Origin of the sequence: Pseudomonas sp. 10S5 (assembly GCF_035019745.1) — a bacterium.
Taxonomy (GTDB): Bacteria; Pseudomonadota; Gammaproteobacteria; order Pseudomonadales; family Pseudomonadaceae; genus Aquipseudomonas.
Map to the genome: position 1 here is coordinate 207941 of NZ_JASJVL010000003.1, position 23205 is coordinate 231145.

Annotated in this window: 25 protein-coding genes and 1 pseudogene; 15 read left to right on the top strand and 11 right to left on the bottom strand. The window is 54.5% G+C overall.

Annotated elements, in window-relative coordinates:
- Positions 1–146: 146 nt before the first annotated feature.
- Positions 147–929, top strand: coding sequence for a transporter substrate-binding domain-containing protein (locus tag QN378_RS04135; RefSeq protein ID WP_322202469.1), 783 nt, complete (start codon positions 147–149; stop codon positions 927–929).
- 77 nt (positions 930–1006) lie between these two features.
- Here the strand turns inward: QN378_RS04135 and QN378_RS04140 are convergent, their stop codons facing one another.
- On the bottom strand, positions 1007–1174 hold the full coding sequence (locus QN378_RS04140) for a DUF2897 family protein (RefSeq protein ID WP_322202471.1): 168 nt from the start codon (positions 1172–1174) through the stop codon (positions 1007–1009).
- A gap of 178 nt (positions 1175–1352) precedes the next feature.
- On the opposite strand from QN378_RS04140, the gene pyrF reads away from it, so the two are divergent.
- The gene (gene pyrF, locus QN378_RS04145) at positions 1353–2051 is read left to right on the top strand and encodes an orotidine-5'-phosphate decarboxylase (protein ID WP_322202472.1); all 699 of its coding nucleotides are present in this window, start codon (positions 1353–1355) and stop codon (positions 2049–2051) included.
- 129 nt (positions 2052–2180) lie between these two features.
- Here the strand turns inward: pyrF and QN378_RS04150 are convergent, their stop codons facing one another.
- On the bottom strand, positions 2181–3185 hold the full coding sequence (locus QN378_RS04150; protein ID WP_322202474.1) for an NADP-dependent oxidoreductase: 1005 nt from the start codon (positions 3183–3185) through the stop codon (positions 2181–2183).
- A gap of 237 nt (positions 3186–3422) precedes the next feature.
- Between QN378_RS04150 and QN378_RS04155 the strand changes: the two genes are divergently transcribed.
- Complete coding sequence (locus QN378_RS04155) at positions 3423–4184, top strand: SDR family oxidoreductase (protein WP_322202476.1); 762 nt, start codon at positions 3423–3425, stop codon at positions 4182–4184.
- 196 nt (positions 4185–4380) lie between these two features.
- Positions 4381–5838, top strand: a complete 1458-nt coding sequence (locus QN378_RS04160; RefSeq protein WP_322202478.1) for a mechanosensitive ion channel family protein — start codon at positions 4381–4383, stop codon at positions 5836–5838.
- 40 nt (positions 5839–5878) lie between these two features.
- Here QN378_RS04160 and QN378_RS04165 read toward each other — a convergent pair whose 3' ends face one another.
- On the bottom strand, positions 5879–7096 hold the full coding sequence (locus QN378_RS04165) for an alanine--glyoxylate aminotransferase family protein (RefSeq protein WP_322202480.1): 1218 nt from the start codon (positions 7094–7096) through the stop codon (positions 5879–5881).
- A gap of 179 nt (positions 7097–7275) precedes the next feature.
- On the opposite strand from QN378_RS04165, the gene QN378_RS04170 reads away from it, so the two are divergent.
- The 3 genes and pseudogenes from QN378_RS04170 (at position 7276) to QN378_RS23500 (ending at position 10387) form a co-directional block, all read left to right on the top strand.
- On the top strand, positions 7276–8226 hold the full coding sequence (locus tag QN378_RS04170; protein ID WP_322202482.1) for an LD-carboxypeptidase: 951 nt from the start codon (positions 7276–7278) through the stop codon (positions 8224–8226).
- A gap of 1075 nt (positions 8227–9301) precedes the next feature.
- Positions 9302–9529 (top strand): annotated as a pseudogene (locus QN378_RS23495) (HAMP domain-containing protein); the annotation flags it as partial.
- Positions 9524–10387 (top strand): methyl-accepting chemotaxis protein, encoded by an 864-nt coding sequence (locus QN378_RS23500; protein ID WP_416194842.1) that lies wholly within the window; start codon positions 9524–9526, stop codon positions 10385–10387. The pseudogene QN378_RS23495 and the gene QN378_RS23500, both read left to right, overlap by 6 nt.
- A 166-nt stretch (positions 10388–10553) precedes the next feature.
- On the opposite strand, the gene QN378_RS04180 is transcribed toward QN378_RS23500, so the two are convergent.
- A complete protein-coding gene (locus QN378_RS04180) occupies positions 10554–11747 on the bottom strand; it encodes a benzoate/H(+) symporter BenE family transporter (RefSeq protein ID WP_323547038.1) in 1194 nt (397 codons plus the stop codon).
- A 246-nt stretch (positions 11748–11993) separates the two neighbouring features.
- Here QN378_RS04180 and QN378_RS04185 point away from each other — a divergent pair, with 246 nt between their 5' ends.
- Entirely contained in the window at positions 11994–12596 is a 603-nt protein-coding gene (locus QN378_RS04185; RefSeq protein WP_322202488.1) for a glutathione S-transferase family protein, read from the top strand.
- 25 nt (positions 12597–12621) lie between these two features.
- Positions 12622–13011 (top strand): lysozyme inhibitor LprI family protein, encoded by a 390-nt coding sequence (locus tag QN378_RS04190; protein WP_322202490.1) that lies wholly within the window; start codon positions 12622–12624, stop codon positions 13009–13011.
- Between the two features lie 155 nt (positions 13012–13166).
- Here QN378_RS04190 and QN378_RS04195 read toward each other — a convergent pair whose 3' ends face one another.
- Positions 13167–13532 (bottom strand): glutathione S-transferase N-terminal domain-containing protein, encoded by a 366-nt coding sequence (locus QN378_RS04195; protein ID WP_322202492.1) that lies wholly within the window; start codon positions 13530–13532, stop codon positions 13167–13169.
- Between the two features lie 88 nt (positions 13533–13620).
- Entirely contained in the window at positions 13621–14166 is a 546-nt protein-coding gene (gene folE, locus QN378_RS04200) for a GTP cyclohydrolase I FolE (protein WP_322202494.1), read from the bottom strand.
- 228 nt (positions 14167–14394) lie between these two features.
- Here folE and QN378_RS04205 point away from each other — a divergent pair, with 228 nt between their 5' ends.
- On the top strand, positions 14395–14520 hold the full coding sequence (locus QN378_RS04205; protein WP_322202496.1) for a hypothetical protein: 126 nt from the start codon (positions 14395–14397) through the stop codon (positions 14518–14520).
- Between the two features lie 76 nt (positions 14521–14596).
- Here QN378_RS04205 and QN378_RS04210 read toward each other — a convergent pair whose 3' ends face one another.
- The 3 genes from QN378_RS04210 to QN378_RS04220 all read right to left on the bottom strand — a co-directional run bounded on the left by QN378_RS04210 (position 14597) and on the right by QN378_RS04220 (position 16342).
- A complete protein-coding gene (locus QN378_RS04210) occupies positions 14597–15154 on the bottom strand; it encodes a Smr/MutS family protein (RefSeq protein WP_322202498.1) in 558 nt (185 codons plus the stop codon).
- Between the two features lie 107 nt (positions 15155–15261).
- On the bottom strand, positions 15262–15582 hold the full coding sequence (locus QN378_RS04215; RefSeq protein ID WP_322202500.1) for a hypothetical protein: 321 nt from the start codon (positions 15580–15582) through the stop codon (positions 15262–15264).
- Between the two features lie 169 nt (positions 15583–15751).
- Entirely contained in the window at positions 15752–16342 is a 591-nt protein-coding gene (locus tag QN378_RS04220; RefSeq protein WP_322202502.1) for a cysteine hydrolase family protein, read from the bottom strand.
- Between the two features lie 268 nt (positions 16343–16610).
- Between QN378_RS04220 and prmB the strand changes: the two genes are divergently transcribed.
- Positions 16611–17519: a 50S ribosomal protein L3 N(5)-glutamine methyltransferase gene (gene prmB, locus QN378_RS04225; protein WP_322202504.1), complete on the top strand. Its 909-nt coding sequence runs from the start codon at positions 16611–16613 to the stop codon at positions 17517–17519.
- 136 nt (positions 17520–17655) lie between these two features.
- Here the strand turns inward: prmB and QN378_RS04230 are convergent, their stop codons facing one another.
- Entirely contained in the window at positions 17656–18453 is a 798-nt protein-coding gene (locus tag QN378_RS04230; RefSeq protein ID WP_322202505.1) for a hypothetical protein, read from the bottom strand.
- 129 nt (positions 18454–18582) lie between these two features.
- Positions 18583–19578 (bottom strand): alpha/beta hydrolase, encoded by a 996-nt coding sequence (locus QN378_RS04235; RefSeq protein ID WP_322202507.1) that lies wholly within the window; start codon positions 19576–19578, stop codon positions 18583–18585.
- A 140-nt stretch (positions 19579–19718) separates the two neighbouring features.
- Between QN378_RS04235 and aroC the strand changes: the two genes are divergently transcribed.
- The 4 genes from aroC to QN378_RS04255 all read left to right on the top strand — a co-directional run bounded on the left by aroC (position 19719) and on the right by QN378_RS04255 (position 23200).
- Positions 19719–20810 (top strand): chorismate synthase, encoded by a 1092-nt coding sequence (aroC, locus tag QN378_RS04240; protein WP_323547037.1) that lies wholly within the window; start codon positions 19719–19721, stop codon positions 20808–20810.
- An 82-nt stretch (positions 20811–20892) separates the two neighbouring features.
- The gene (locus tag QN378_RS04245) at positions 20893–22032 is read left to right on the top strand and encodes an MFS transporter (RefSeq protein ID WP_407074035.1); all 1140 of its coding nucleotides are present in this window, start codon (positions 20893–20895) and stop codon (positions 22030–22032) included.
- On the top strand, positions 22029–22658 hold the full coding sequence (locus tag QN378_RS04250; protein ID WP_322202511.1) for a methylthioribulose 1-phosphate dehydratase: 630 nt from the start codon (positions 22029–22031) through the stop codon (positions 22656–22658). Before QN378_RS04245 ends, QN378_RS04250 begins: the two co-directional genes overlap by 4 nt.
- Entirely contained in the window at positions 22655–23200 is a 546-nt protein-coding gene (locus tag QN378_RS04255) for an acireductone dioxygenase (RefSeq protein WP_322202512.1), read from the top strand. Before QN378_RS04250 ends, QN378_RS04255 begins: the two co-directional genes overlap by 4 nt.
- Positions 23201–23205: the final 5 nt, after the last annotated feature.

Genomic DNA, 23205 nt, shown 5'->3' on the forward strand with positions numbered 1-23205 from the left:
CTTAAAACCGGTCTAATGGGCGTATTGATATCATTTTTTTGAAAATGATTAACCAGTAGGAATAGATAATTCACGTGGGTCCAACTACTTGGAGGGGTGCCGTCTTGATATCCTCTTTTGTCCGGAAAATTTTCCGAATATCGATAATGGGTTTCTGCACGCTATTGACGTTGCAGGCCAATGCGGAACAATTGGTTCGGATTGGCGCTGCCCATTTCCCGCCTTACACCATCCGCCCGGAGAAAGGCGAGGACACTGGCTTGCTACCTCAGTTAGCCGAGTCGTTGAATACGGTGCAAACTACCTTTCGGTTTGTATTGGTGCCGACCTCTATCCCCCGTCGGTTTCGGGATTTTGAGCAGGGTCGGATCGACGTAGCCATTTTCGAAAACCCGGATTGGGGATGGAAAGACATCCCCCATGTCAATGTAGATATGGGCCTCGAAGACGCCGAAATTTTTGTCGCCAAGCGCATGGATGGCCGCACCCAGTCGTATTTCGATCACTTGCAGGGCAAACGCCTGGCGCTGTTTAGCGGTTATCACTACGAATTTTCGGGGTTTAACGCCGATCCTAAATATCTGGCTGAGCATTTCAACGCGACGTTGACGTATTCCCATGATGCGAATTTGCTAATGGTGTTGCGCGACCGTGCCGACATCGCTTTAGTCACACGCTCTTACCTCAGCGATTACATGGCACGAAACAGCGAGGAGGCCAAGCAATTGTTGGTATCTGATCGAATTGATCAAGTGTATCGTCACTTTGCGCTATTAAGCCCAAAGGCAAGGATAACGGGAGAGCAATTCGCTGCCCTCTTACAGAAGCTTCGCGAAAACGGGCAGATGTTCAAGATATTCCAGCCGTTTCGTATTGCGGTGTCGCCAATACCGACACATCGTGCCGTGGCGGTTGATGGAGCGGATTAGTCACGTCGTAGCTTCAGGATCTATCCAGCCACAGCGTTGAGCATCTTCTCTTCTAGAGCTGACCAATAGAGGCTTGGTCAACGATCCTTGGCTTCTTTAGCGTCCATTTCCGCGTTGCGTTGCTGGACGCGTTTGCGCTGTTCTTCAGACAGATCGACCTTTGTCGCAGTGTCGCGCAACATCAACAAACCGCCGACGACCGAGCCAATTGCGATGACTAAAATTAACCACGCATACCACGGCATAAGAACTCTCCTTGTGTTGTTGTGCCTATAGAACACTCTGCACTGCTAGTGGTTCAATTCTAGGCGTTCCTCGGCCAACATGTTAATGAGTTGTCGATTAGGCAGATTGCAGCGTGCCTCTGTCCAGCCAGTTCAGCTACAATGCCGCGCCCATTTCGACTTGCCTGAGAGCCTACTCATGTCCGCCTGCCAGACTCCTATCATTGTCGCCCTGGATTTTCCAACCCGCGACGCCGCGTTGAGACTGGCGGACCAACTGGACCCAAAGCTCTGCCGAGTCAAAGTGGGTAAAGAGCTGTTCACCAGCTGCGCGTCAGACATAGTAGAGACCTTGCGCAACAAGGGGTTTGAGGTGTTTTTGGACTTGAAATTCCACGACATTCCTAACACCACGGCCATGGCGGTCAAGGCCGCTGCGGAGATGGGAGTGTGGATGGTCAATGTTCATTGTTCAGGCGGTTTACGCATGATGGAGGCGTGCCGTGAAGTGTTGGATCAGCGTAGCGGTCCGAAACCTTTACTGATTGGCGTTACCGTTCTGACCAGCATGACCCGTGCCGATTTGGCTGATATCGGCTTGGACGTTGAGCCGCAGGTTCAAGTGTTGCGTCTGGCCGCCCTGGCGCAAAAGGCCGGGCTGGATGGTCTAGTGTGTTCCGCATTGGAAGCCCAGGCATTGAAGGCCGCCTACCCGTCGCTGCAACTGGTGACCCCTGGTATTCGTCCGGCGGGCAGCGCGTTGGATGATCAACGCCGAATACTCACACCGCGCCAGGCACTCGACGCGGGCTCGGACTACCTCGTCATCGGTCGCCCGATCAGCTTGGCTGCCGATCCGGCCAAAACGCTGGCTGAAATAGTCGTGAGTTTGGTGTGAGTATTATCGAGAATAGGTTCACGGCTCTTGCGGCAGCCAAGCGTGTCTGCGAAGCGATTTATCTAACGGATCTGGTTTAAATCTCGCCAAAACGTCGGCTCTTGAAAAACAAGCGCCGACGCCTATCCATCAAACCTTTAACACTAATTTGCCGAAATTTTCCCCATTGAAAAGCTTCAGTAAGGTTTCGGGAAAGGTTTCCAGGCCCTCAACAATGTGTTCTTTGCTTTTCAATTGGCCCGATGCCAACCAACCCGCCATCTCTTGTCCGGCAGCGGCAAATTGGGTCGCGTAATCCATGACTACAAAACCTTCCATGCGCGCTCGGTTGACCAACAACGACAGATAGTTCGTCGGGCCTTTGATCGCTTCCTTGTTGTTGTACTGGCTGATAGCGCCGCAAATAATCACGCGGGCCTTGGGCGCCAGACGGGATAGCACGTCATCAAGGATGTCACCGCCAACATTATCGAAATAGACGTCAACGCCTTTAGGGCACTCGCGTTTCAAGCCCGCGATAACGTCTTCACTTTTGTAGTCGATAACTCCGTCGAATCCTAATTCATCAATCAAGGACTGACATTTTTCTTTGCCGCCCGCGATGCCGATTACCCTGCACCCCTTGATTTTGGCGATTTGTCCAGCAACGCTCCCTACCGCTCCTGCGGCGCCGGAGATCACCACGGTTTCGCCGCTTTTAGGCGCGCCGACGTCGAGCAGGGCAAAGTAAGCAGTCATGCCGGTCATGCCCAGTGCTGATAGATAGCGTGGCAGCGGCGCTAGTTTTGGGTCGATCTTGTAGAAACCTTTAGGCTCTCCAAGAAAGTAATCCTGCACACCCAACGCGCCTTGGACGTAATCACCGACGGCAAATCCCGGGTTCTGCGAGGCGAGAACTTTACCCACTCCCAGCGCGCGCATCACGTCGCCCAGGTTGACCGGTGCGATGTAGGACTTACCTTCGTTCATCCAGCCACGCATAGCGGGGTCCAACGACAAATATTCATTTTTTACCAAAACTTGACCGGCAGCGATGTCGCCCACAGGCACTTGTTGATAAATGAAATCCTCCCGCGTTACAGCACCGCTTGGGCGTTTAGCTAGCAAAAATTGACGATTAATCTGATCAGTCATGGCACGCGCTCTTGTGTAATGGGAGGTAGGTCAAGCAGCGTACGTGATAGTCGTTGGCCGGGATTCCGGCAAGGTTTGTGAGTCTGGCGAATGCGCTTCAATCCACCTCGGTGATGAAGTCACCACGGGCTTAATCACTTGGATGCATAAGTCTCTAACCGGGGCGGTAATAGTGCTGACATAGGTCATTCGGCGCTGGCTAGACTGATCCATCGAAATGAATCGAAGGAGACAGACATGACGATGAATTTTTCCGGTCAAGTGGCTTTGGTCACTGGGGCTGCCGCTGGCATCGGTCGCGCTACTGCGCTGGCGTTTGCTGCCGAGGGCTTAAAGGTAGTAGTGGCGGATCTGGACAGCGAGGGCGCGCTAGGCACCGTCGAGTTGATCCACGCAGCACATGGCGAGGCGCTATTTGTCCGTTGTAACGTGACTCAAGAAGCCGATGTAAAAAATATGATGGAGCAGGCTGTCAGTGCTTACGGTCGTGTGGATTATGCGTTCAATAACGCTGGTATCGAGATAGAAAAAGGTCGTTTGCCAGAGGGCAGCGAAGCTGAATTCGACGCGATCATGGGCGTTAACGTAAAAGGCGTATGGCTGTGCATGAAATATCAATTACCGCTGATGATGGCTCAAGGCGGTGGGTCGATTGTTAATACGGCTTCAGTAGCTGGCTTGGGAGCCGCGCCGAAAATGAGTATTTACAGCGCCTCCAAGCACGCTGTAATTGGCCTGACAAAGTCTGCCGCGATCGAATTCGCGAAAAAGAAAATCCGCGTCAATGCAGTCTGTCCGGCAGTGATCGATACCGACATGTATCGCCGTGCTCATGAGGCTGATCCGAAAAAAGCCGAGTTTGTTGCCGTTATGCATCCTGTTGGGCGCATTGGTACGGTCGATGAAATCGCAAGCGCGGTGCTTTACCTCTGCAGCGACGGTGCCAGTTTCATTACTGGGCACGCATTGGCCGTCGACGGTGGTGTGACGGCGATTTGATCTTCTACGCAAGGAGATTTTTTGCGGGCAAGTGTGCTCCACAGTATCTGTGTCCATCCGATATTTAATGTCGGATCGAGATGCTACCGGAGTCGGCTTGCCGACGATGGCAATGGCCCTACCGTACTGGGTGCCGCTCTGGACTGTGATCGGCTAAGCTCGCTGCTTAGGGCTGCCGATGTGTCTGGGGGTGTAGATGGATTCCTTGTGGTTCGCTTATCCGTTGGCGAGCGCTTCGCTGTTTTTAGTGATCGACTTAATCGTATGGCAATGGGTTGCGCCTCGTTTTATGCGCCGCAAAATGGTGGTGCGGCTGGCGCTTTTTCTCTTGTTCAGTGTGGCCTTGCTTAACGGCGGTTTGAGCCCGTTATTTCCAGTCCCCGATGGATTTACCCCGGCGCGAAACACGTTGGCGACCTTGCTGGCCATCACTTGGTGGTTGTTTGGCGCGCGGGCTCTGACCGCTTTGGCGGTGGTCATATTAGAGCCACGCATCGGGGGTAAGGGGCATCTACTTCAGGATCTGATGGGTGCCATCATTTTTTTGGTCGCGATCGTTGCCGCAGCGGCTTACGTCCTTGATCTACCGGTCAGGGGCTTGCTCGCCACGTCGGGGGCGGTGGCAATTATCTTAGGTCTGGCTGTGCAGAGTACGCTGGGTGATGTGTTCTCTGGCATTGTGCTCAACGCCACCAAACCGTTTCGCGTTGACGATGTGATCAGTGTCGACGGCGTCGAAGGTAAGGTCATCGAAATTGACTGGCGCTCGACCTACCTGCTGACCTCTGAAGGCAGCACGGTGGTTATTCCCAATGCCATGGCGGCCAAGATGCGCATCGCAAACCTCAGCCGCCCGGATCATTTTCATTCGGTAGTGCTGACCATCGAATTGCCGGTGCGCTTGCGCCCGAGTTTGGTGCTGGATTCTCTGGATAAAGCTATCCAGGGTTGCCGGGAGTTGCTGGTCAAGCCCAAAGGCAGTGCTGTGGTTAAAACGTCTGGTTTGCGTAGCGTTGAGTATGAGGTAACGGGCTACGTTAAATCCAGGGATCGCCGTGGTGCGGTGCGTAATCAGCTGTATGACTTGATATACCGTCAACTGAACGCATCTGAAACCATCCGTCAAAATAGAACACAGCTGCAGGCAGCAACTCGTCAATTGGCGGCACTCAACAGCGTCAGCGCACTGAGAGGACTCAGCGAAGAAGATCGTGCTGAGCTTGAACGACACATGCGTATAAGTTCGTTTCCAGCGGGGGCGATCATTCTCCCTCAAGGTGCGGTGCCCGAGTCGCTTTTGATCATCGAGTCAGGGGTGGTATCGGTGGACATCGAACGCACGGAAGGCTGGTGCGAGTTAGGCCGAATGGGACCGGGGGAGTTAATAGGCGAGAGCGGAATTATCGACCAATCTGCGTCGGTGGTGCGTTTCACTGCCCGTACCGATTGCTTGGTTTATCACCTTGACGCTAAAGACCTTGAACCCTGGTTAGATGAACATCCTGAGCTGCGAGGCGCGTTGGTTGGTCTGGCGCGTTTTCGCGCCCAGGCCAGGGCTGCGATGTTGCAGCAATACAAGCCCGTTGAAATGGCGCCAGGCGGTTTCTTGCATTGGTTGCGTAAAAGCGTGAACCGGACGCAGCCACCCCCTTAACAGACGGTCGGTTTGACGCGCCGATTAGGGGGCAGAAGTTTCAGTTGGCCGCTGCTGCCGTCACGCTGTCGCGAGACAAATAGCGTTCCAGTTCAGAAATACCGGTTGGCAGATCCAGTGATGCACCGGCATGGCGCATGCTTGAGCCCAAGGCGTGCAGCGTTCGAAACAGGTTATGCACCCGGCTTTGCTCTCCCATCTGGCCGATACGCACGATGTTCAAGCCAAACGATCCAGAAATTTCGACTCGGTGAACCGCAGTCATATGGTCTCTGACGACGTCCGCAGAAACCCCGTCCGGTACTTTGATTCCGATCACTGAATTAAGACGTACTTCTTCGGGCACCAAGAGTTCGAGTCCCATAGCTTGCATGCCCGCTTGCAGCGCTTTCGAACACAGCTCATGGCGACGGAACCGGCGCGGCAGGGTTTCTTCACAGACCAGGTGCAGTGCTTCGTGCAGCGCCAGAATCCCGGAAACCGGGGCGGTGTAGTGGTACGAACGCTTGTTCCAGAACTTATCAGCCAAGATCGCGTCCAGGCACCAATGAGCGATAGGTTGCTTGCGCGCTTCGATGCGTTCCCATGCGAAGTCGGAAAACGCCAGCAGCGAGACGCCGGGAATTGACGACAAGCCCTTTTGACCACCGGTGATCACTGCATCGACTTGCCATTCGTCCATGTCGAACGGCATCGTGCTCAGCGTACAGACCGCATCGACAATCACTGCGCAATCGTAGGAATGCGCCAGCCGGGAGATGGTTTCCAACTCGCGGTTATAAACCGTGTTTGAGGTTTCGCCCTGAACGATGGTCAGCGTGCGGAAATCGCCCTGTTTCAGATACTGCTCAACGATTTCAGGATTGGCCGCCTGGTTGTCCGGTACTTCCAGCACGGTCACAATGCCCCCGACGCGGGAGGACATCTCGGCCATGCGTCGGCTGAAGTAGCCATTGGTGATCGACAGCACCTTGCTGCCCGGCGTCACCAAATTACATATCGCCATCTCCATCGCTGCCGAGCCCGGTCCGGCTACGCCCAATACATGCTTGGACGCCGTTTGGAACACGTAGGCGCCCATGTCCTTGACCTGATCTACGACCCGGTTCATGACGTCGCCCAGGTGATTGATGACGATTGAGTTGGCGTACGCGACTTTGTGCGGCAGCGGCACAGGTCCGGCACCCATCATCAATAGGGGTTCCTGAGGCAGAATTTGGTCGAGCGCAATGATAGAAGACGGAATTTTAATGTTCATGACGTTCTTTATTGAGCGAAAAAATAGGGGCGCTACTCAGTCAGCGGAGCGCTGTTTCAGACGTGGCTGAGCATACTCCAACTGAGCCTTCCGTTCATGCCGCGCATGGCTTTGGAGGGGAACAGCCGGGCAATTTTGTGGTTAACTGCCTCATCGAAATCTGGGGGCAGTGAGAAATCATGGATTTTCATCACACTCGACTACGCACTGATCAACCGACACTTCACCCACAGCGGCTGCAGGTCGGCGACGCCGTTGCGCTGGTTTCGCCCGCAGGGCCTGTGGCCCAAGCCCGAGTGGAAGCGGCAGTCAACGTGTTGATGAGTTGGGGCCTGCAGCCCCGCGTTTACCCTCATGCGCTGGATAAGTATTCGTTTTACGCGGGCAGCGATGAGCAGCGTGCGGCAGACCTAAACGACGCGTTAGCCGATCCTGAGATTCGCGCGGTGATCTGTAACCGTGGTGGTTATGGCGTACAGCGCATTATCGAACACCTCGATTTTGACGCGGTTCGGCGTGACCCGAAACTGGTGCTGGGTTTTTCTGACATCACCGCGCTGCATGCAGCCCTTTGGTGTAACGCACGCTTGGCGACGATTCATGGTCCGGTAGGGGTTCAGCTTGAGCGGGGAGGTCTGACCAACAGCAGCGTCAAGCACACACTGATGACCACCGAACCGACGCTGATCCAGACCGACCCGAAGGAGTCCACGGCAGGGGTTCGCAGAGAAGGTAGCGTTAATGGACTATTGCTCGGTGGCAATTTGAGCTTGCTGAGCACGTCGGTGGGTACGCCGTTCATGCCTGATTTGAATGGCGCGATCCTGCTACTTGAGGACGTGGGTGAATCGGCCTACCGGGTTGATCGATTGCTCACCCATTTGCGCAATTGCGGCATCCTGCAACGGGTGGCGGGTATCGCGGTGGGACAGTTCAGTGAACCGCTGGGAATATCTGGCCAAGTCACCCTGGCGGATGTGCTGCGCGAGCGATTGTGTGATCTTGGAATTCCAGTACTGGGCGGGCTGTCCATCGGTCATGGTGATCCGAACATCGCGGTGCCGCTAGGTACTTACGCTACGCTGGATGCCGATGCAGGCACCCTGTGGGTTTCGCCTGCGTGCTACTGAGCACCATCACGCAATACTTCAATGCATGGCCGACACACAGCATTCTAAAAACGACGGACGGCTAGCTTTTTGCCATTATTCCGGCGCCAGAGGCTTGTGCTAGGACGATCCCATTGAGAATCTGCACATGCATAGAATGGCTTGATTCATAGCCTGAGCACCTTTGACATTCAAATGGGAATTGAGCGCTATGATTTCGGCCGTGCAAGCACGATTTGCTAATCTCGGAATGGCGAAGAAGCTGGGGATTGGTTTTACGCTAGTTCTGTTGTTGACCGCCTTGGTTGCTGCCATTGGTGTTTGGTCGCTGCAGACCATCAGCGTGCGTTTCGATGGCCTCAAGCAGATGTCCACCCTAAACAGCGGGCTGCTAAAAGTACGTTTGCAGGAACAGGATTATGCGCTGCACGGCGACCCAAAATTGGTCGAAAGCCTTCACGCAGGCATCGACGCTCTGAACGCATTGGCTGAGCAACTTAAAGCTCAGTCGGATGACAACAAAACCGTGATGGGCCAAGTACAGACCGCGCTTACGGCTTACCGTAAATCCTTTGATCAATTCGTCAGCATCAGCCAAAGCAAAGACTTGGCACTTGAAATGGCCAGCTGGTCGGTTTCCAGCGTGGCTAATAACCTCGATGTTCTGCAAAGTGGTTTGGCCGATGACGGCGCCTACGCGTTGAAACAGTCGCAAGGCAAGGATGGATCTGAATTCATTGAACAAGCCAATCAGGTCAGCCAGGTTTCGCGGCTAATGCTCCAAGCTATGGATGAGGCCCGAGTGCGCCTCAATCAAAGCCGCAAACAGGGCTCTGGCGAACCGCCTAAAGAAGGCAAGATCGAACAGGCAGACCAGGCATTGGTCTTGGCCGAGCAGTTAAAAGGCGTGGTCAAGGATTCGGGCTATTTGACCGTCCTCACTGAGTGCGCCACGCATATTGCGAACTTCACTGACAAATTAAACGAATACACTGGTTTGCTTGCCAATGAAGCACAAGTAAATGCGCAGTTGGCCGACAACGCCAAGCAGGTTGTACAGCGGGTGAACGAGGCTTATGCGGCCCAAGATCTGGCGATGCAAACCCAACTTAAAACCAACTCCATTCAGATCATTGGCTCGTCGGTACTGGCGTTATTGGTGGGATTCATTGCTGCGTGGATCATCACGCGGTTGATCGTGGCGCCGTTACGCAGCGTGATTCGTGCCGCTCAGCAGATTGCTTCGGGCGATCTGAGCGCGACAGTCGCGGTGAGTCGTCGTGATGAGATTGGCCAACTGATGCTAGCCATGCAGCAAATGGGCGCGAGTCTGAGCGGTATCGTCAGTGGCTTGCAGGCTGGGATCGAGCAACTGGCAACGTCCGCCCATTCGCTGTCTGCGGTGACCGAGCAAACCAACCTGGAGGTCAATAGCCAGCGCGAAGAGACCGAGCAAGTCGCCACCGCCATGAACCAAATGACCGCCACCGTTCACGATGTGGCGCGCAACGCCGAAGAAGCCGCGCTAGCCGCGCAAACCGCTGACGACAAGGTCGAAAGTGGTCAGAAAGTGGTTCGTCAAAGCATGCAGCGGATCGAGGCGCTTGCTGTTTCTTCTACCTCTGCCAGCCAAAGCATCGAGAACCTCAGTGCCGAGATTCATAACATTGGCAAAGTGCTTGGGGTGATCAAAAGTGTGGCCGAGCAAACCAATTTGCTGGCGCTTAACGCGGCCATCGAAGCTGCTCGCGCCGGAGAGCAGGGACGTGGTTTTGCCGTAGTCGCTGACGAGGTCCGAGCGCTGGCCAAGCGCACGCAGCAATCTACCGAAGAAATCGAACGCTTGGTCGTCAGTCTCCAGAGTGGAGCGCAGTCTTCTGTTGCACAGATTCAGAGCAGCGGTGAATTGGTGAAAATGGCGGTCAGCGACGCTCTAGAAACCGAGAGTGCTTTGGGCAGCATCGCCGCAGCGGTGTCATTGATACAGCAAATGAACCAGCAAATCGCCGCAGCGGCCGAGCAGCAAAGTTCAGTTGCCGAAGAGATTAATCGCAGCGTTACCAGTATCCGCGCCAGTGCTGATCAATCGGCTATGGCCATGCAGGGCAACGCAGCATCTAGCATTGAGCTGGCGCAGTTAGGTACCGAGCTTAAAGGAATGGTGGGTCACTTCCGGCTTTGAGGATCTGTCGGGATATGCCGCCCGGTTTCCAGCGCAGTCATTTTGCATTGGCGGCGCAAGATGTTTAGGCGCTGCCGAAGGCTAAATTTGGTCACCAAATCCTGAGCGGTATTGCGGCAGTGGCCGGCCTTAATTGAATCGCAGCTTTGGGCAGCCTCTACAGATTTCAGCCTTTACGGCTATTCAAAATCATCAAGGTCAGCACCCCAGCCACAATTCCCCAAAATGCCGAGCCAATGGAAAATAACGTCAAGCCTGACGCAGTGACCATAAAAGTGACCAGCGCGGCTTCACGTTCTTTAGGTTCGTTCATGGCGATGGTCAGGCCGTTGATGATTGAGCCAAACAACGCCAGCGCAGCAATCGACAGCACTAACTCTTTGGGCAGTGCAGCAAATAACGCGGCCAGTGTTGCGCCAAACACCCCAGCAATCCCGTAGAAAATTCCACACCAGACCGCAGCGGTGTATCGCTTGTCGCGGTCTTCGTGGGCGTGCGGACCGGTGCAGATCGCTGCGCTGATGGCCGCCAGGTTTATGCCATGAGAGCCAAATGGCGCCAACAACAACGAAGCCAGACCGGTCGCTGAAATTAGCGGTGAAGCCGGAACCATATAACCGTCGGCCCGCAATACCGCTATTCCCGGCATGTTTTGCGACGTCATTGCCACTACAAACAACGGGATGCCAATGCTAATAGTCGCCGCTAGCGAGAACGATGGCGTAGTCCAAATCGGCGTTGCCACTTCCAGTGAAAACCCGCTGAAATCCAGTAACCCGAGCACGCCAGACACGGCCGTGCCCACGACTAACGCGGCGAGTACCGCATAGCGCGGCGACCCACGCTTTATCAGTAAATAGCAGAAGAACATGCTCAGCACCAAGCCGGTTCGGTGTTGCGCCGCGATAAATATTTCACTGCCGATCTTAAACAGAATCCCTGCCAGCAACGCTGCTGCCAGCGAGGCAGGTATACGCTTTACCATGCGCTCGAAACTGCCGGTAATGCCGCACAATGTCACCAGCACGGCACAGGTGATGAACGCCCCGATCGCCTCGCCGTAGGACACTCCTCCAAGGCTGGTGATCAACAGCGCTGCACCCGGTGTCGACCATGCCACCGTGATCGGCGTGCGGTAACGCAACGACAGGCCGATGCTGCAAAGCGCCATACCAATGAACAATGCCCAGATCCAGGATGAAATTTGCGCACTGGTTAAACCGGCTGCTTGACCCGCTTGAAACATCAGCACCAATGAACTGGTGCAGCCGGTCATCATGGCGATGAACCCGGCGACTACCGCAGAGGGTGAGCTGTCGGCAAACGGCCGCAGGCGAACGGGGGTAGTGACATCGGTCATACGGGTATTCCTTAACATTGTTCGGCGTAGCGCAAGCCTAAACCTGGTCAGCAACGGATGCTGCGATACAGCGAGGCTCACAATGAGCCGTACAGTCAAAAAAAACCGACGATAACGACGTAGTTACAGCCATCTGCTTGAAAGCGAACCTGGCGCGATATACTCGCACCCTGTTTGAATCATGCAGCACGTTTTGGTTAAAGCGTGCGGTAGGGGTTATTAAAGGCGCATTGCGGGGAGTGGTGTATGTATACGGTTTATGGCGATTACAACTCAGGCAATTGCTACAAGATCAAATTAATGCTCAACCTTTTGCGGATCGAATACCGATGGGTGGCGGTGGATATCCTTGGCGGTGAAACCGAGACGCCGGCGTTTCTGGCGATGAACCCTAATGGCAAGATTCCAGTGCTGGAATTGGGAGACGGCACGTATTTGTGGGAATCCAACGCGATCCTGAATTTTCTTGCCGATGGCAGCCGCTACTTGCCCAGCGAGCCACGCTTGCGCACTCAGGTTTTGCAATGGCAGTTTTTTGAACAGTACAGCCATGAACCGTACATCGCGGTCGCCCGGTTTATTCAGTTCTACTTAGGGCTGCCGCAAGAGCGCATGGAGGAATACCGCACCCTGCAGAAAGCTGGCTATCGCGCCCTGGCGGTCATGGAGCAGCAACTTGCCCGTACGCTATTTTTAGTAGGCGATTCGTTCTCCATCGCTGACGTTGCACTTTATGCGTATACCCACGTTGCCAATCAAGGTGGCTTTGACCTTGAAGTGTATCCGGCAGTCCGGCACTGGCTCGCACGGGTAGCGCAGCAGCCGGGCTATGTTGGAATGTTGGACTGATGTTTATGCTGAAGGAGTAATTACCATGCGTTATCTGATGACGATTGTTATGACGTTGGGCATCGGCTTGGCGAACGTGCCAACCGCGCTGGCCGACGACTGTGAGGCCAATCAGACGGCCATGAATGCCTGTGCTGGCCGAGACTTGGCCAATGCTGATGCAGATTTGAATCGGCAGTACCAGGCGCAGATGGCTTATCTGAAAACCCCGGCACGCAAACTGGCGCTGAAAAACGCTCAGATAAAGTGGATTGCTTTTCGTGAGGCCGATTGTTTATACCAAGTCGGCAAGCCCGAGGACTCGGGCTCGATCTGGCCACTGCTGCATGCGCAGTGCATGGCTGCTCTGACCCTGCAGCGGGTGGAACAGTTGAAAGCGTATGGAGCCTGTCGACAGGCTGGATGCCCTGACTAACCGTCGGTGCCGCGTTGTCTGCACACGTAAGACCTGTAGTAGGGGCAGAAGGCTGCGGTAAGGGCGACACTGCTTAGCTTTCAGCGTTGTTCGAAGGCGACTGTCCTCTGTTGAACAGCAGCCTTCGGCTCCTGCGACGTTATTGCGCTGCTCAGTTAGACAGCCGCAAAGCGCTGTTGCAGGTAGTTGATGATCACTTTGGATTCGTACATCCAAACAATCTGACCGTTTTCTTCGATTCGCAGGCACGGCACTTTGATCTTGCCGCCTTCGGCGAGAAGCGTTTGACGGTCCATTTCGTTGTTCTTCGCATCACGCAATGCCACGGGCACATTCAGACTGCGCAGTGCGCGGCGTGTTTTTACACAGAAGGGGCAGGCGTGGAACTGATACAAGATCAGGTGTTGCGCGGATTGGTCGACAGAAGCTTGAGCAGCCGGAGTACGCTGTTTTTTGCTCGGACGAGTGACAAAATCGATTAACAGGACGAGCTGGCCCAAGCCAACCCTCAAAGCCTTCATGAACACGGTGAAGCCTCATATAGGGATAAAAACGGAAAGCAAGTCGTTCAGGTATGCAGGATTGTAGTCTTGCTATGTTTGAAGACAGTCATTTGATAAGACTAAGAAATTCGCTGCGAGTGGCCGCATTTTCACGAAACTCGCCCAGCATCACGGACGTTATCATTGATGAGTTTTGCTTTTCGACGCCGCGCATCATCATGCACATGTGCTTTGCTTCAATCACTACGGCTACACCCAGTGCCCCCGTGACCTGATAGATCGCTTCGGCCACCTGGCGGCTTAGATTCTCTTGGATTTGTAATCGGCGCGCATACATGTCAACGATACGGGCGACTTTAGACAAGCCGAGCACTTTGCCGTTGGGGATGTAGGCGACGTGAGCTTTGCCGATAAAAGGCAGCAAATGGTGTTCACACAATGAATACAACTCAATGTCTTTGACCAGGACCATTTCACTGGCGTCAGAGCTAAAAAGAGCACCATTGGTGACTTCTTCAAGGGTTTGTTCATATCCGCGGCACAGGTACTTCATGGCCTTGGCTGCACGCTTGGGTGTATCGATCAATCCTTCGCGAGAGACGTCCTCACCCAATTGACCCAAAATCGCGGTGTAATTCTGTTCCAATGTCACAGGGCGGTGTTTCCGTGTGGATTCAATGATGGCCGACATAGTAGCGTACGCAAGCGGGCAGGTGTATCGCTGCGGCTTGGAAGCCAAGCTTCGGCTCCACTGAAGTGGCATTAATCGCAGTTAATTCATAACTTTACCCAACCTTTACAGTCGTCGCCTCATCATATTCTCGAATTCGCTGTCTGAATTATCAGGTAACAAAAACCTGCCGTTAAGAGAGTGAATGAAATGAGTCGACTCGTAAAAGTTGCGATTTTGGTAGCCGTATTTTCATCGATGTCCGGCTGTTTCTTCGGGCCTTGGCATGATGGTCACTGGCATGATCACCGGTACGCCGACGGTCGCCGTTACTGATCTCCGGCCGGGCCAGAATGTTGAAGGTCAGATAGATACGATCCAGCCAGCACTTGGAAGGCCGTGACCAGAGGAGCTACTCGTCACGGCCTTCCATCATGGTGCGCTTGAGAACGACATAAACCGCCCCCGCGCCCCCATGCTTCGCCAAGCAAGAGCAGAAACCGAGCACCTGGGCGTGTTGACGTAACCACGTATTGACGTGGCTTTTGATCAGCGGCCTTTTACCATCGAGTCGAACCGATTTGCCGTGGGTTACCCGCACACAGCGGATTTCCAGTTTGGTGGCCTCTGCCAAGAATTCCCACAAGGTTTCGCGTGCGACCTCCACTGTCATGCCGTGCAAGTCCAAGCTGCCCTCGAAACTGATTTGGCCAAGCTTGAGCTTTCGCATTTGGCCTTCTTGGACCCCGTCTCGCGACCAGTTGAGTTCATCTTCGGGGCCTACATCGATCACAAACTGGTCTGACAAACCGTCAACTGTTACCGAGTCGGTACGAACGGTTGCAGCTTGGCGCAATTTGGCGAGGTGTTTGCGGTCCGCCTTGGGTTTGCCAATATCTGCATGGACTTGCTTTATCGGCTTTACGCCACGGATCTCATTCTTAAACAGGGAAAAGTCGTCGTCTTGCATGTGAGCCTCCGCGCGGGAGGACTAGTTTACCCAAGTCACGGCGCACCCTGCGTGACAAAAAAATTTTTACCGAGCCTCGCTTGTGCTGCAGGCTAAACGCTATGGGTTTAATCGTGCTTCTTCATCAAGTGCGGGGACATGTTCAGTGAACCGGTCCGGCGCAGACGGCGGCGGCAGCGGCGCCACAACCAAACAGCCACATACAACACAAATACGCCGGCGACAACGACCAATAAGGCGCCAAGCGGGCTGGCGTTAAGGTCTCCCAATGCGGGCGGGTGACCAATTAAACTCGCGATACCCGCCAAAATCAGCAATACCCCGCATGTTGCCAGCAGCGCAGCAAATACAGCGCCCAAGCGCATCAGCCAATTACCTGAACCTTTGGGGCGAAGGCGACGAGCATCGAAACCATCGGATATTTTCATTCCGACTTTTCCTCTCAGAGTATCGGCGCTCTGACCATTTTATGATCGCATGGTTCCCGATTAGGGGCGTTCAACGGCAAATGCAATTGATCAATGGATGAGCGGTTTATGGCGCGGCGGTGTTCGAGCTGGTGCTGGCCACGCCCATGCTGACGAATTAAGTTACGGCTTAGATCAACTCTGCGGTCAAAGCAAGCGTGGCAAAGTTATCGGCCATGATCGCCATTTCGGTTTGGTGGACGACCTCAGCGCTGATGACCCCCTGTTTGCTTGGCAGGTTGCGGGTAGCGCAGGCATCTTCAACCAGCGTGCAACGATAGCCGTAGTCTTTGGCGGCGCGCACCGTGGTGCTGATGCTTGAATGACTCATGAAGCCGCACACGATCAGGTCGAGGTGCCCAAGGCTTTGCAGCAAATCATCCAACCCTGTGCCATTGAAGGCATTAGGCAGGCGCTTTTCAACAAGATGTTCTTCACCTTGAGGCAAGAGTTGCGGGAGCATTTCGCCGCGTTCACCCTGCGGATCGAACAAGCCGCCTACCGTACCCAAATGGCGGATATGCACGATAGGCCGATTAGCGGCACGGGCAGCAACGACCAATTTACAGATATTGGCGACCGCTTCGTTCACGCCGGTCAGGGCCAGAGGGCCACTCATGTACTCTTTCTGTGCATCAATAATAATCAGCGTGGCATGACTCAGATTCGCCGGTGCATATCCACGGCCACTGAGTTGAAACATCGTTTTTGGATCGGACATCTGGGGCTCCTTCAGGTGGGGCTTTTGCGACATTCTCCTCTGGCTGAGCGGTTCTGTGAATGGCAATACTCACAAGTACCGTGGTTATTGGCCTGCGAGGCATTTTATGGTTGATGGAAGATGGCAAATTGCCAAGAAAATTAAGATGAATCGTAAAAGACCTACGCCAAACGAACGCGTGTTTTCGCTTGCCAACGCCGGTTGCAGGCATCGTTTGTTGTGCTCATGGCTGTTAGAATCCCCCGTCGTTTTTTAAGGAGTCTTGTCTGTGATTACGTCCCGCCTGCGCACCCTGCGCGACCACATCCGTTGGGCTGTCAGCCGTTTTCATGGAGAAAATCTATTTTTCGGTCATGGCACCGATAATGCCTGGGACGAAGCCCGTCAATTGGTATTGGGTGCGTTGCATCTGCCGTGGGAAATTGCGGACAGCTACCTGGATTGTCGGCTTGAAGACGATGAACTGGTCAATTTGCAACGCTTGCTCAAGCGCCGCATTACAGACCGAATTCCGACCGCCTATCTGTTGGGCGAAGCACTTTTTTGCGGGTTATCGTTCATTGTCGACGATCGGGTGCTGATTCCGCGTTCGCCGATTGGCGAGCAAATTGAAAAACGTTTCGAACCGTGGTTGGCAAATGCGCCGACGAGAATTCTCGACTTGTGTACGGGCTCGGGGTGTATCGGTATTGCCTGTGCGTTCGAGTTTCCTGACGCAGAGGTGGTGCTGGCTGACTTGTCCTACGAAGCATTGGAAGTGGCCAACCAGAATATTGAGCGTCATGGCGTCGATGATCGTGTCTACACCGTGCAGGGCGACGGGTTCGATGGCCTGCCGGGGCAGCGCTTTGATCTCATTGTTTCCAACCCACCCTATGTCGACGCTGAAGACTTCGCTGACATGCCTGACGAGTATCAACATGAGCCGGAGTTGGCACTGGCGTGTGGCGATGACGGTCTGAATCTGGTGCGACGCGTGCTGAGCCAGGCGGCAGAACACTTGACCGAAAAAGGCTTGTTAATCATTGAAGTGGGCAATAGCCAGATTCACGTCGAGTCGCTGTACCCGGAAGTTGATTTTGCGTGGCTGGATTTCGAGCGAGGTGGACATGGGGTATTCATGCTCACGGCCGAGCAATGCCGTGAGCACCAAGCGTTGTTCGCTTCTCGAGTGTGATGACGCAGCGTTGATACCACAGTGGAAAACTCTACCTGTAATTGGGTAGAGATCCTCGCTGTCGTTGGTTTCTGAACAGGCCACCTTGGCGCAGGGTCGCCTGGGCTTGGGCGAGTCCGTACAATTACATCCCGGGTCAGCGGTGTGTTGCAATCCAGATCAGCAACGCCGCCTGGAACACTGCAAAGGTTACCAGGCAGGCAATCGTGAACCGCAAACCGGTGTCTTCACGTTTGAACCGGGTCAAAGTCGCTTCCTGCTGACGCATTTTCAGGTCTTGCTCTTGCAGATTTATTTCTGCCTGTTCGAGCATGTTGGCGGCATCGATAATCTCTAATATCTGGAGTTTGTCGTTGTTCCAGGTGCTGTGCAATTGCCCCATCAGCACCTCTTTAATGGTGCCTTTCAGGTGCTGAGCATCAGCGTATGCGACTTCAAAGCCTAACGCTTTAAGAAAGCTGTCTCGGCGCAGGCGTGTATCGTCGTTAAGGGCATCTTTGCTGGCAAGCGCAATGCCATTGACGGTGTAATGCGACCATCTTTTTCGAGCCCAAGACGTGGCGTATGCCGCCATGTATCGACCGATTCCGCGGTTCCAGGGTTCGATCTGCAATCCTGACTCGGGGACGTACCGGATGCGGTGAGTGAGGTGATCGACCCACACGTCCAAGTGATTTTGTTCTTTGCGTACCCGTTGCCCGGGCAATTGAATATTCAGGCGAAGTAAGCTGATTTCCTTGCTGTGGCGTTCCACCCGTCCAAACTGCACAAAGCGCAGAGGACGTATGCCAGTAATGCGGTGAGTAGGGAGGGGCGCCAGACGCAGCATTTGAAACAGGTCTGGCTGGACCTCCGCCCAGGGTAAAAGGGCCGGTTCGGGCTCAGTGGCTGGCGTGTCGGTGTCGGTGTCGGTTGAGTCTTGAGTATCGGTCATATCAGCAATCCTGCGTTTCAGGCACCAGGCAGCAATCTCCGTGTCAGCCACCTGCTATCGGCTGCTTGGTCCAAGACTGTAGGGTGCTACCCATTTGATGGTTGGGCTGATGCAGACACTATCAAGTCGTTAGCCGGCGGGGAGCGAGCCAATAAAATGCAGAATACGCGCTGAAAGCTCGCTGGCGAGAGGTAGCTGTGGGTCTTTGTAGGAGGCCAGTTGTTGCTTAAGGTCATTGGGCACAATACGCATCACGTGATTCATGCCGTCAATAACTGCCAACTCGGCATCTGGTTTAGCTGTATGCAGCCGTTCAGCATCACCCACACCGACTTGAATGTCATGGCTACCTTGAATGATCAGCGCTGGCACTTGCAGCTTGCCGAACGCTTTGGCCGGGTCCTGATGAAACAATGAAATCAAATACGGCTGCACGCTGGGGCGGAACACCACCTCCAATGCTGGCGGCACGTTATCGTCGGTGCGCCCTGCTTTTAACGATTCAATGAGTTGGTTGCTGCGTAGCAGTAATGCGGGTGGCAACCGGTAATGCAACTGTTCTCGCACCACCTCATCCACCGGGCGTCCGGTACCGGCGATAGAAATCACGGCGGCGGCGCCAGCTTTTTGCGCGGCAAGGGAAGCGACCAGTGCCCCTTCGCTGTGCCCCATCAAGATCAACGGCCCCAGGCGCGAGTCAGCTTTGAGTTTTTGGCTCCAGGCTACGGCGTCGGCCACATAGGCTTCGATACTTAAATTACGCTCATCGGGCGTTGCTGCCTTGCTCGCCGCTACACCTCGTTTGTCGTAGCGCACGCTGGCAATGTTGTGCCTGGCGAGAATCTTTGCCAGCCGCTCCATGCTGTCGTTGCGCCCGCCATCGGTATTATTGCCGTCGCGATCAGTGGGTCCGGAGCCGGAAATCATCAACACTACCGGTACCGGCGCGTCCGACTTGGGCAGTACCAAGGTGCCAAACAGTTCGCCGGTCCCGGTATCGAGACTGATGGGGCGTTGCAATATAACGGTCGGTGCAACGGTCGGAGCGGGAGCGGCCTGAACAAATCCACTGAGCAATGGAATAATCAAGGTGATAAGACGGGTAACAGCGATGACTCGTAACATCTAGAGGGCCACGTTCAGTAAGAGTGCCGATTGGACGCGTCCTTATGTATAAGGTTCGGTGCCAGAAGGATGAACTACGCAGGCAGCCTGCGTATACTGGCGCACTTGTTATTTTGATGTTTTTCTGCGGAGCGTCCTGCATGTCCGGCAACACCTACGGCAAGCTGTTCACTGTCACCACTGCCGGCGAAAGCCATGGTCCAGCATTGGTTGCAATTGTTGACGGCTGCCCGCCGGGGCTAGAACTGTCGTCGCACGACCTTCAACGTGACCTTGACCGCCGCAAGCCTGGCACCAGTCGCCACACCACCCAGCGCCAGGAAGCCGATGAGGTCGAGATTCTGTCGGGGGTGTTCGAAGGCAAGACCACGGGCACCCCAATTGGCCTGTTGATTCGCAACACCGATCAGAAGTCCAAAGACTATTCGGCGATTCAGGACGTGTTCCGCCCCGCCCACGCCGACTACACCTACCACCACAAATATGGGGTACGTGATTATCGTGGAGGCGGACGTAGTTCTGCCCGCGAAACCGCCATGCGTGTGGCTGCCGGCGCCATTGCCAAGAAGTATCTGGCCACCCAAGGTATTCAAATTCGCGGTTACATGAGCCAGTTGGGGCCAATCGAAATCCCTTTCAAAACCTGGGAATCGGTGGAGCAAAACGCATTTTTCTGCCCTGACCCGGAGAAAGTGCGAGAACTTGAGACTTACATGGATCAATTGCGCCGAGATCAGGATTCAGTCGGAGCGAAAATCACTGTCGTGGCCGAGGGCATCAAGCCGGGCCTCGGCGAGCCGATTTTTGACCGTCTGGATGCTGAACTGGCTCATGCGCTAATGAGCATAAATGCGGTCAAGGGCGTTGAAATTGGCGCCGGTTTCGCCAGCGTTGCCCAGCGCGGCACCGAACACCGTGATGAACTGACACCCGATGGTTTCCTGTCGAACAATTCCGGCGGTATTTTAGGCGGTATTTCGTCTGGGCAGCCTATCGTTGCTCATCTTGCACTCAAGCCGACGTCCAGTATCACCACGCCAGGGCACTCCATCGACGTGAATGGCAATGCGGCGGACGTCATTACCAAAGGTCGCCATGATCCGTGCGTTGGCATTCGTGCCACGCCCATTGCCGAAGCAATGATGGCCCTCGTTTTGATGGATCACCTGTTGCGTAATCGAGGTCAGAACGCTGATGTGCGGGTCTCGACGCCCATTTTGGGTCAACTGTAATGCCTGATGACGGCGCAGGTGCCACGGCGCTTTAGTTGTGGTAGCGCTTCTAAAGGGCTCGGCAGCGCTGACTCCCGGTCCGATCCCTTATTGGCGGTTGTCCAGTTTCTATCTGTTCTACTTTGCGCTGCTTGGATCGACCGCCCCTTTTCTGGCGTTGTACTTCGACCATCTTGGTTTTTCCAGCGCGCGCATCGGTGAACTGGTGGCAATCCCCATGCTGATGCGCTGCATCGCCCCCAATATTTGGGGTTGGCTGGGGGATTACACCGGACGCCGTCTGGCCATCGTGCGGCTTGGGGCAATCTGCACTTTGCTGTCCTTTTCCTTGATTCTGTTCGACAAAAGTTATGCTTGGCTGGCGATGGTCATGGCGCTGCAAGCTTTCTTCTGGCACGCCGTGTTACCGCAGTTCGAAGTCATTACATTGGCGCATCTGCATGGGCAAACGTCGCGCTACAGCCAGGTTCGATTGTGGGGTTCTATAGGGTTCATTCTCACCGTCGTCGCTTTAGGCCGCTTGTTTGAGTGGTCGAGTCTGGATGCCTACCCGCAAGCACTGCTGTTAATCATGGCTGGAATTGTCGTTAGCAGCGCGTGGGTACCAAATGCGCAACCGCTGTTCTCGGCGCAGCGGCCAGAAGCTGGAGGGTTTTTGAAGCAGCTCGGTCGGCCCGGCGTGCTGGCTTTTTTTGGCTGCGTAGCGCTGATGCAGCTAAGCCATGGCCCTTACTACACTTTTTTGACGCTGCACCTCGAACACTTGGGCTACAGTCGCGGCGTCATTGGGTTGCTATGGGCCTTGGGTGTAGTCGCTGAGGTTTTGATGTTTTTGTCGATGAGCCGAATTTTGCGGCGGTTTTCGGTCCGGCAGGTGTTGCTTGCCAGTTTTCTCCTGGCTGCGTTGCGCTGGATATTGTTGGGCAGTTTCGCCGAATACTTGCCAATATTGATTGTTGCCCAGGCGCTTCACGCTGCGACCTTCGGCAGCTTTCACGCGGCGGCTATCCATTTTGTGCAGCGCAGTTTTGGCCCTCAACAACAAGGGCAAGGTCAGGCCCTGTATGCCGCGTTGTCTGGGACAGGCGGTGCATTGGGGGCTTTGTATTCCGGTTATAGCTGGACCGTGTTGGGGCCAAACTGGACCTTCAGTATTGCCAGCCTTGCAGCGTTGGCCGCTGCCGTCATGATTGCGACACGAATGAAAGAGGACAGGGCATGACTCGCGAACAACTCGCCCAACAGATTATCGAAGCCGGGCGCTTCCTATACAGCCGTGGTTGGTCTCCGGCCACCAGCAGTAATTACTCGACGCGCTTATCGGCGACCACCGCATTGTTGACGGCATCGGGAAAGCATAAAGGGCAGCTAATGCCTGACGACATATTGGTCACTGACTTGTCCGGCAACAGTCTTGAACCGGGGAAAAAACCTTCGGCCGAGACACTGCTTCACACCCAGCTCTACCGCTGTCGCCCACAGATAGGCGCGGTGTTGCACACCCATTCGGTCAATGCGACCGTGCTGTCGCGCCTGACGCCGGGTGATCATTTGATGTTTGAAAACTACGAACTGCAAAAAGCGTTTGCCGGAGTGGCGAGCCATGAATCCCAGGTTGTCGTGCCTATTTTCGACAATGATCAAGACATTGCCCGGCTAGCGGAGAAGGTGCAGCCTTGGCTGGACGCTCACATCAATTGTCCAGGCTATCTGATTCGCGGCCATGGCCTTTACACCTGGGGGGCGCAGATGAGTGATGCGTTGCGCCAGATCGAAGCGTTTGAATTTTTGTTCGAGTGCGAGCTAAAAATCCGCTCAGTACTCAATGTCAAGGAGTTGCCGCTGTGAGCAGCCTGTCCGTTTATCACGTTTCTAGTCCTTGTTTTCCGAACAAGGTGTTGACCCATGTAGAAGATATTGCCTCAACCTTGGCCGAGCACGGGGTCGGTTTTGATCGCTGGCAAGCGTCGGCTCCTATTACCCCAGGTGCCTCTCAGGAAGAGGTGATAGCGGCCTATCAAGTGCAAATCGATAGGCTCATGACTGAGCGCGGTTACGTCACCGTGGATGTAATCAGTCTTGATCGCGACCATCCACAAAAAGTTGAATTGCGTGCCAAATTTCTCGATGAACATCAGCACGGCGAAGACGAAGTGCGTTTCTTCGTTGCCGGTCGCGGATTATTCACACTGCACATAGAGGATTATGTGTACGCAGTGCTGTGCGAAAAAAATGACCTGATCACGGTGCCCGCGGGCACGCGGCATTGGTTCGACATGGGCGAACACCCGCATTTTGTTGCGATTCGCTTATTTAATAACCCAGAAGGTTGGGTCGCGAAGTTCACGGGCGATCAGATTGCCAGCCAATTTCCTCGTCTTGAAGATTGATAGAG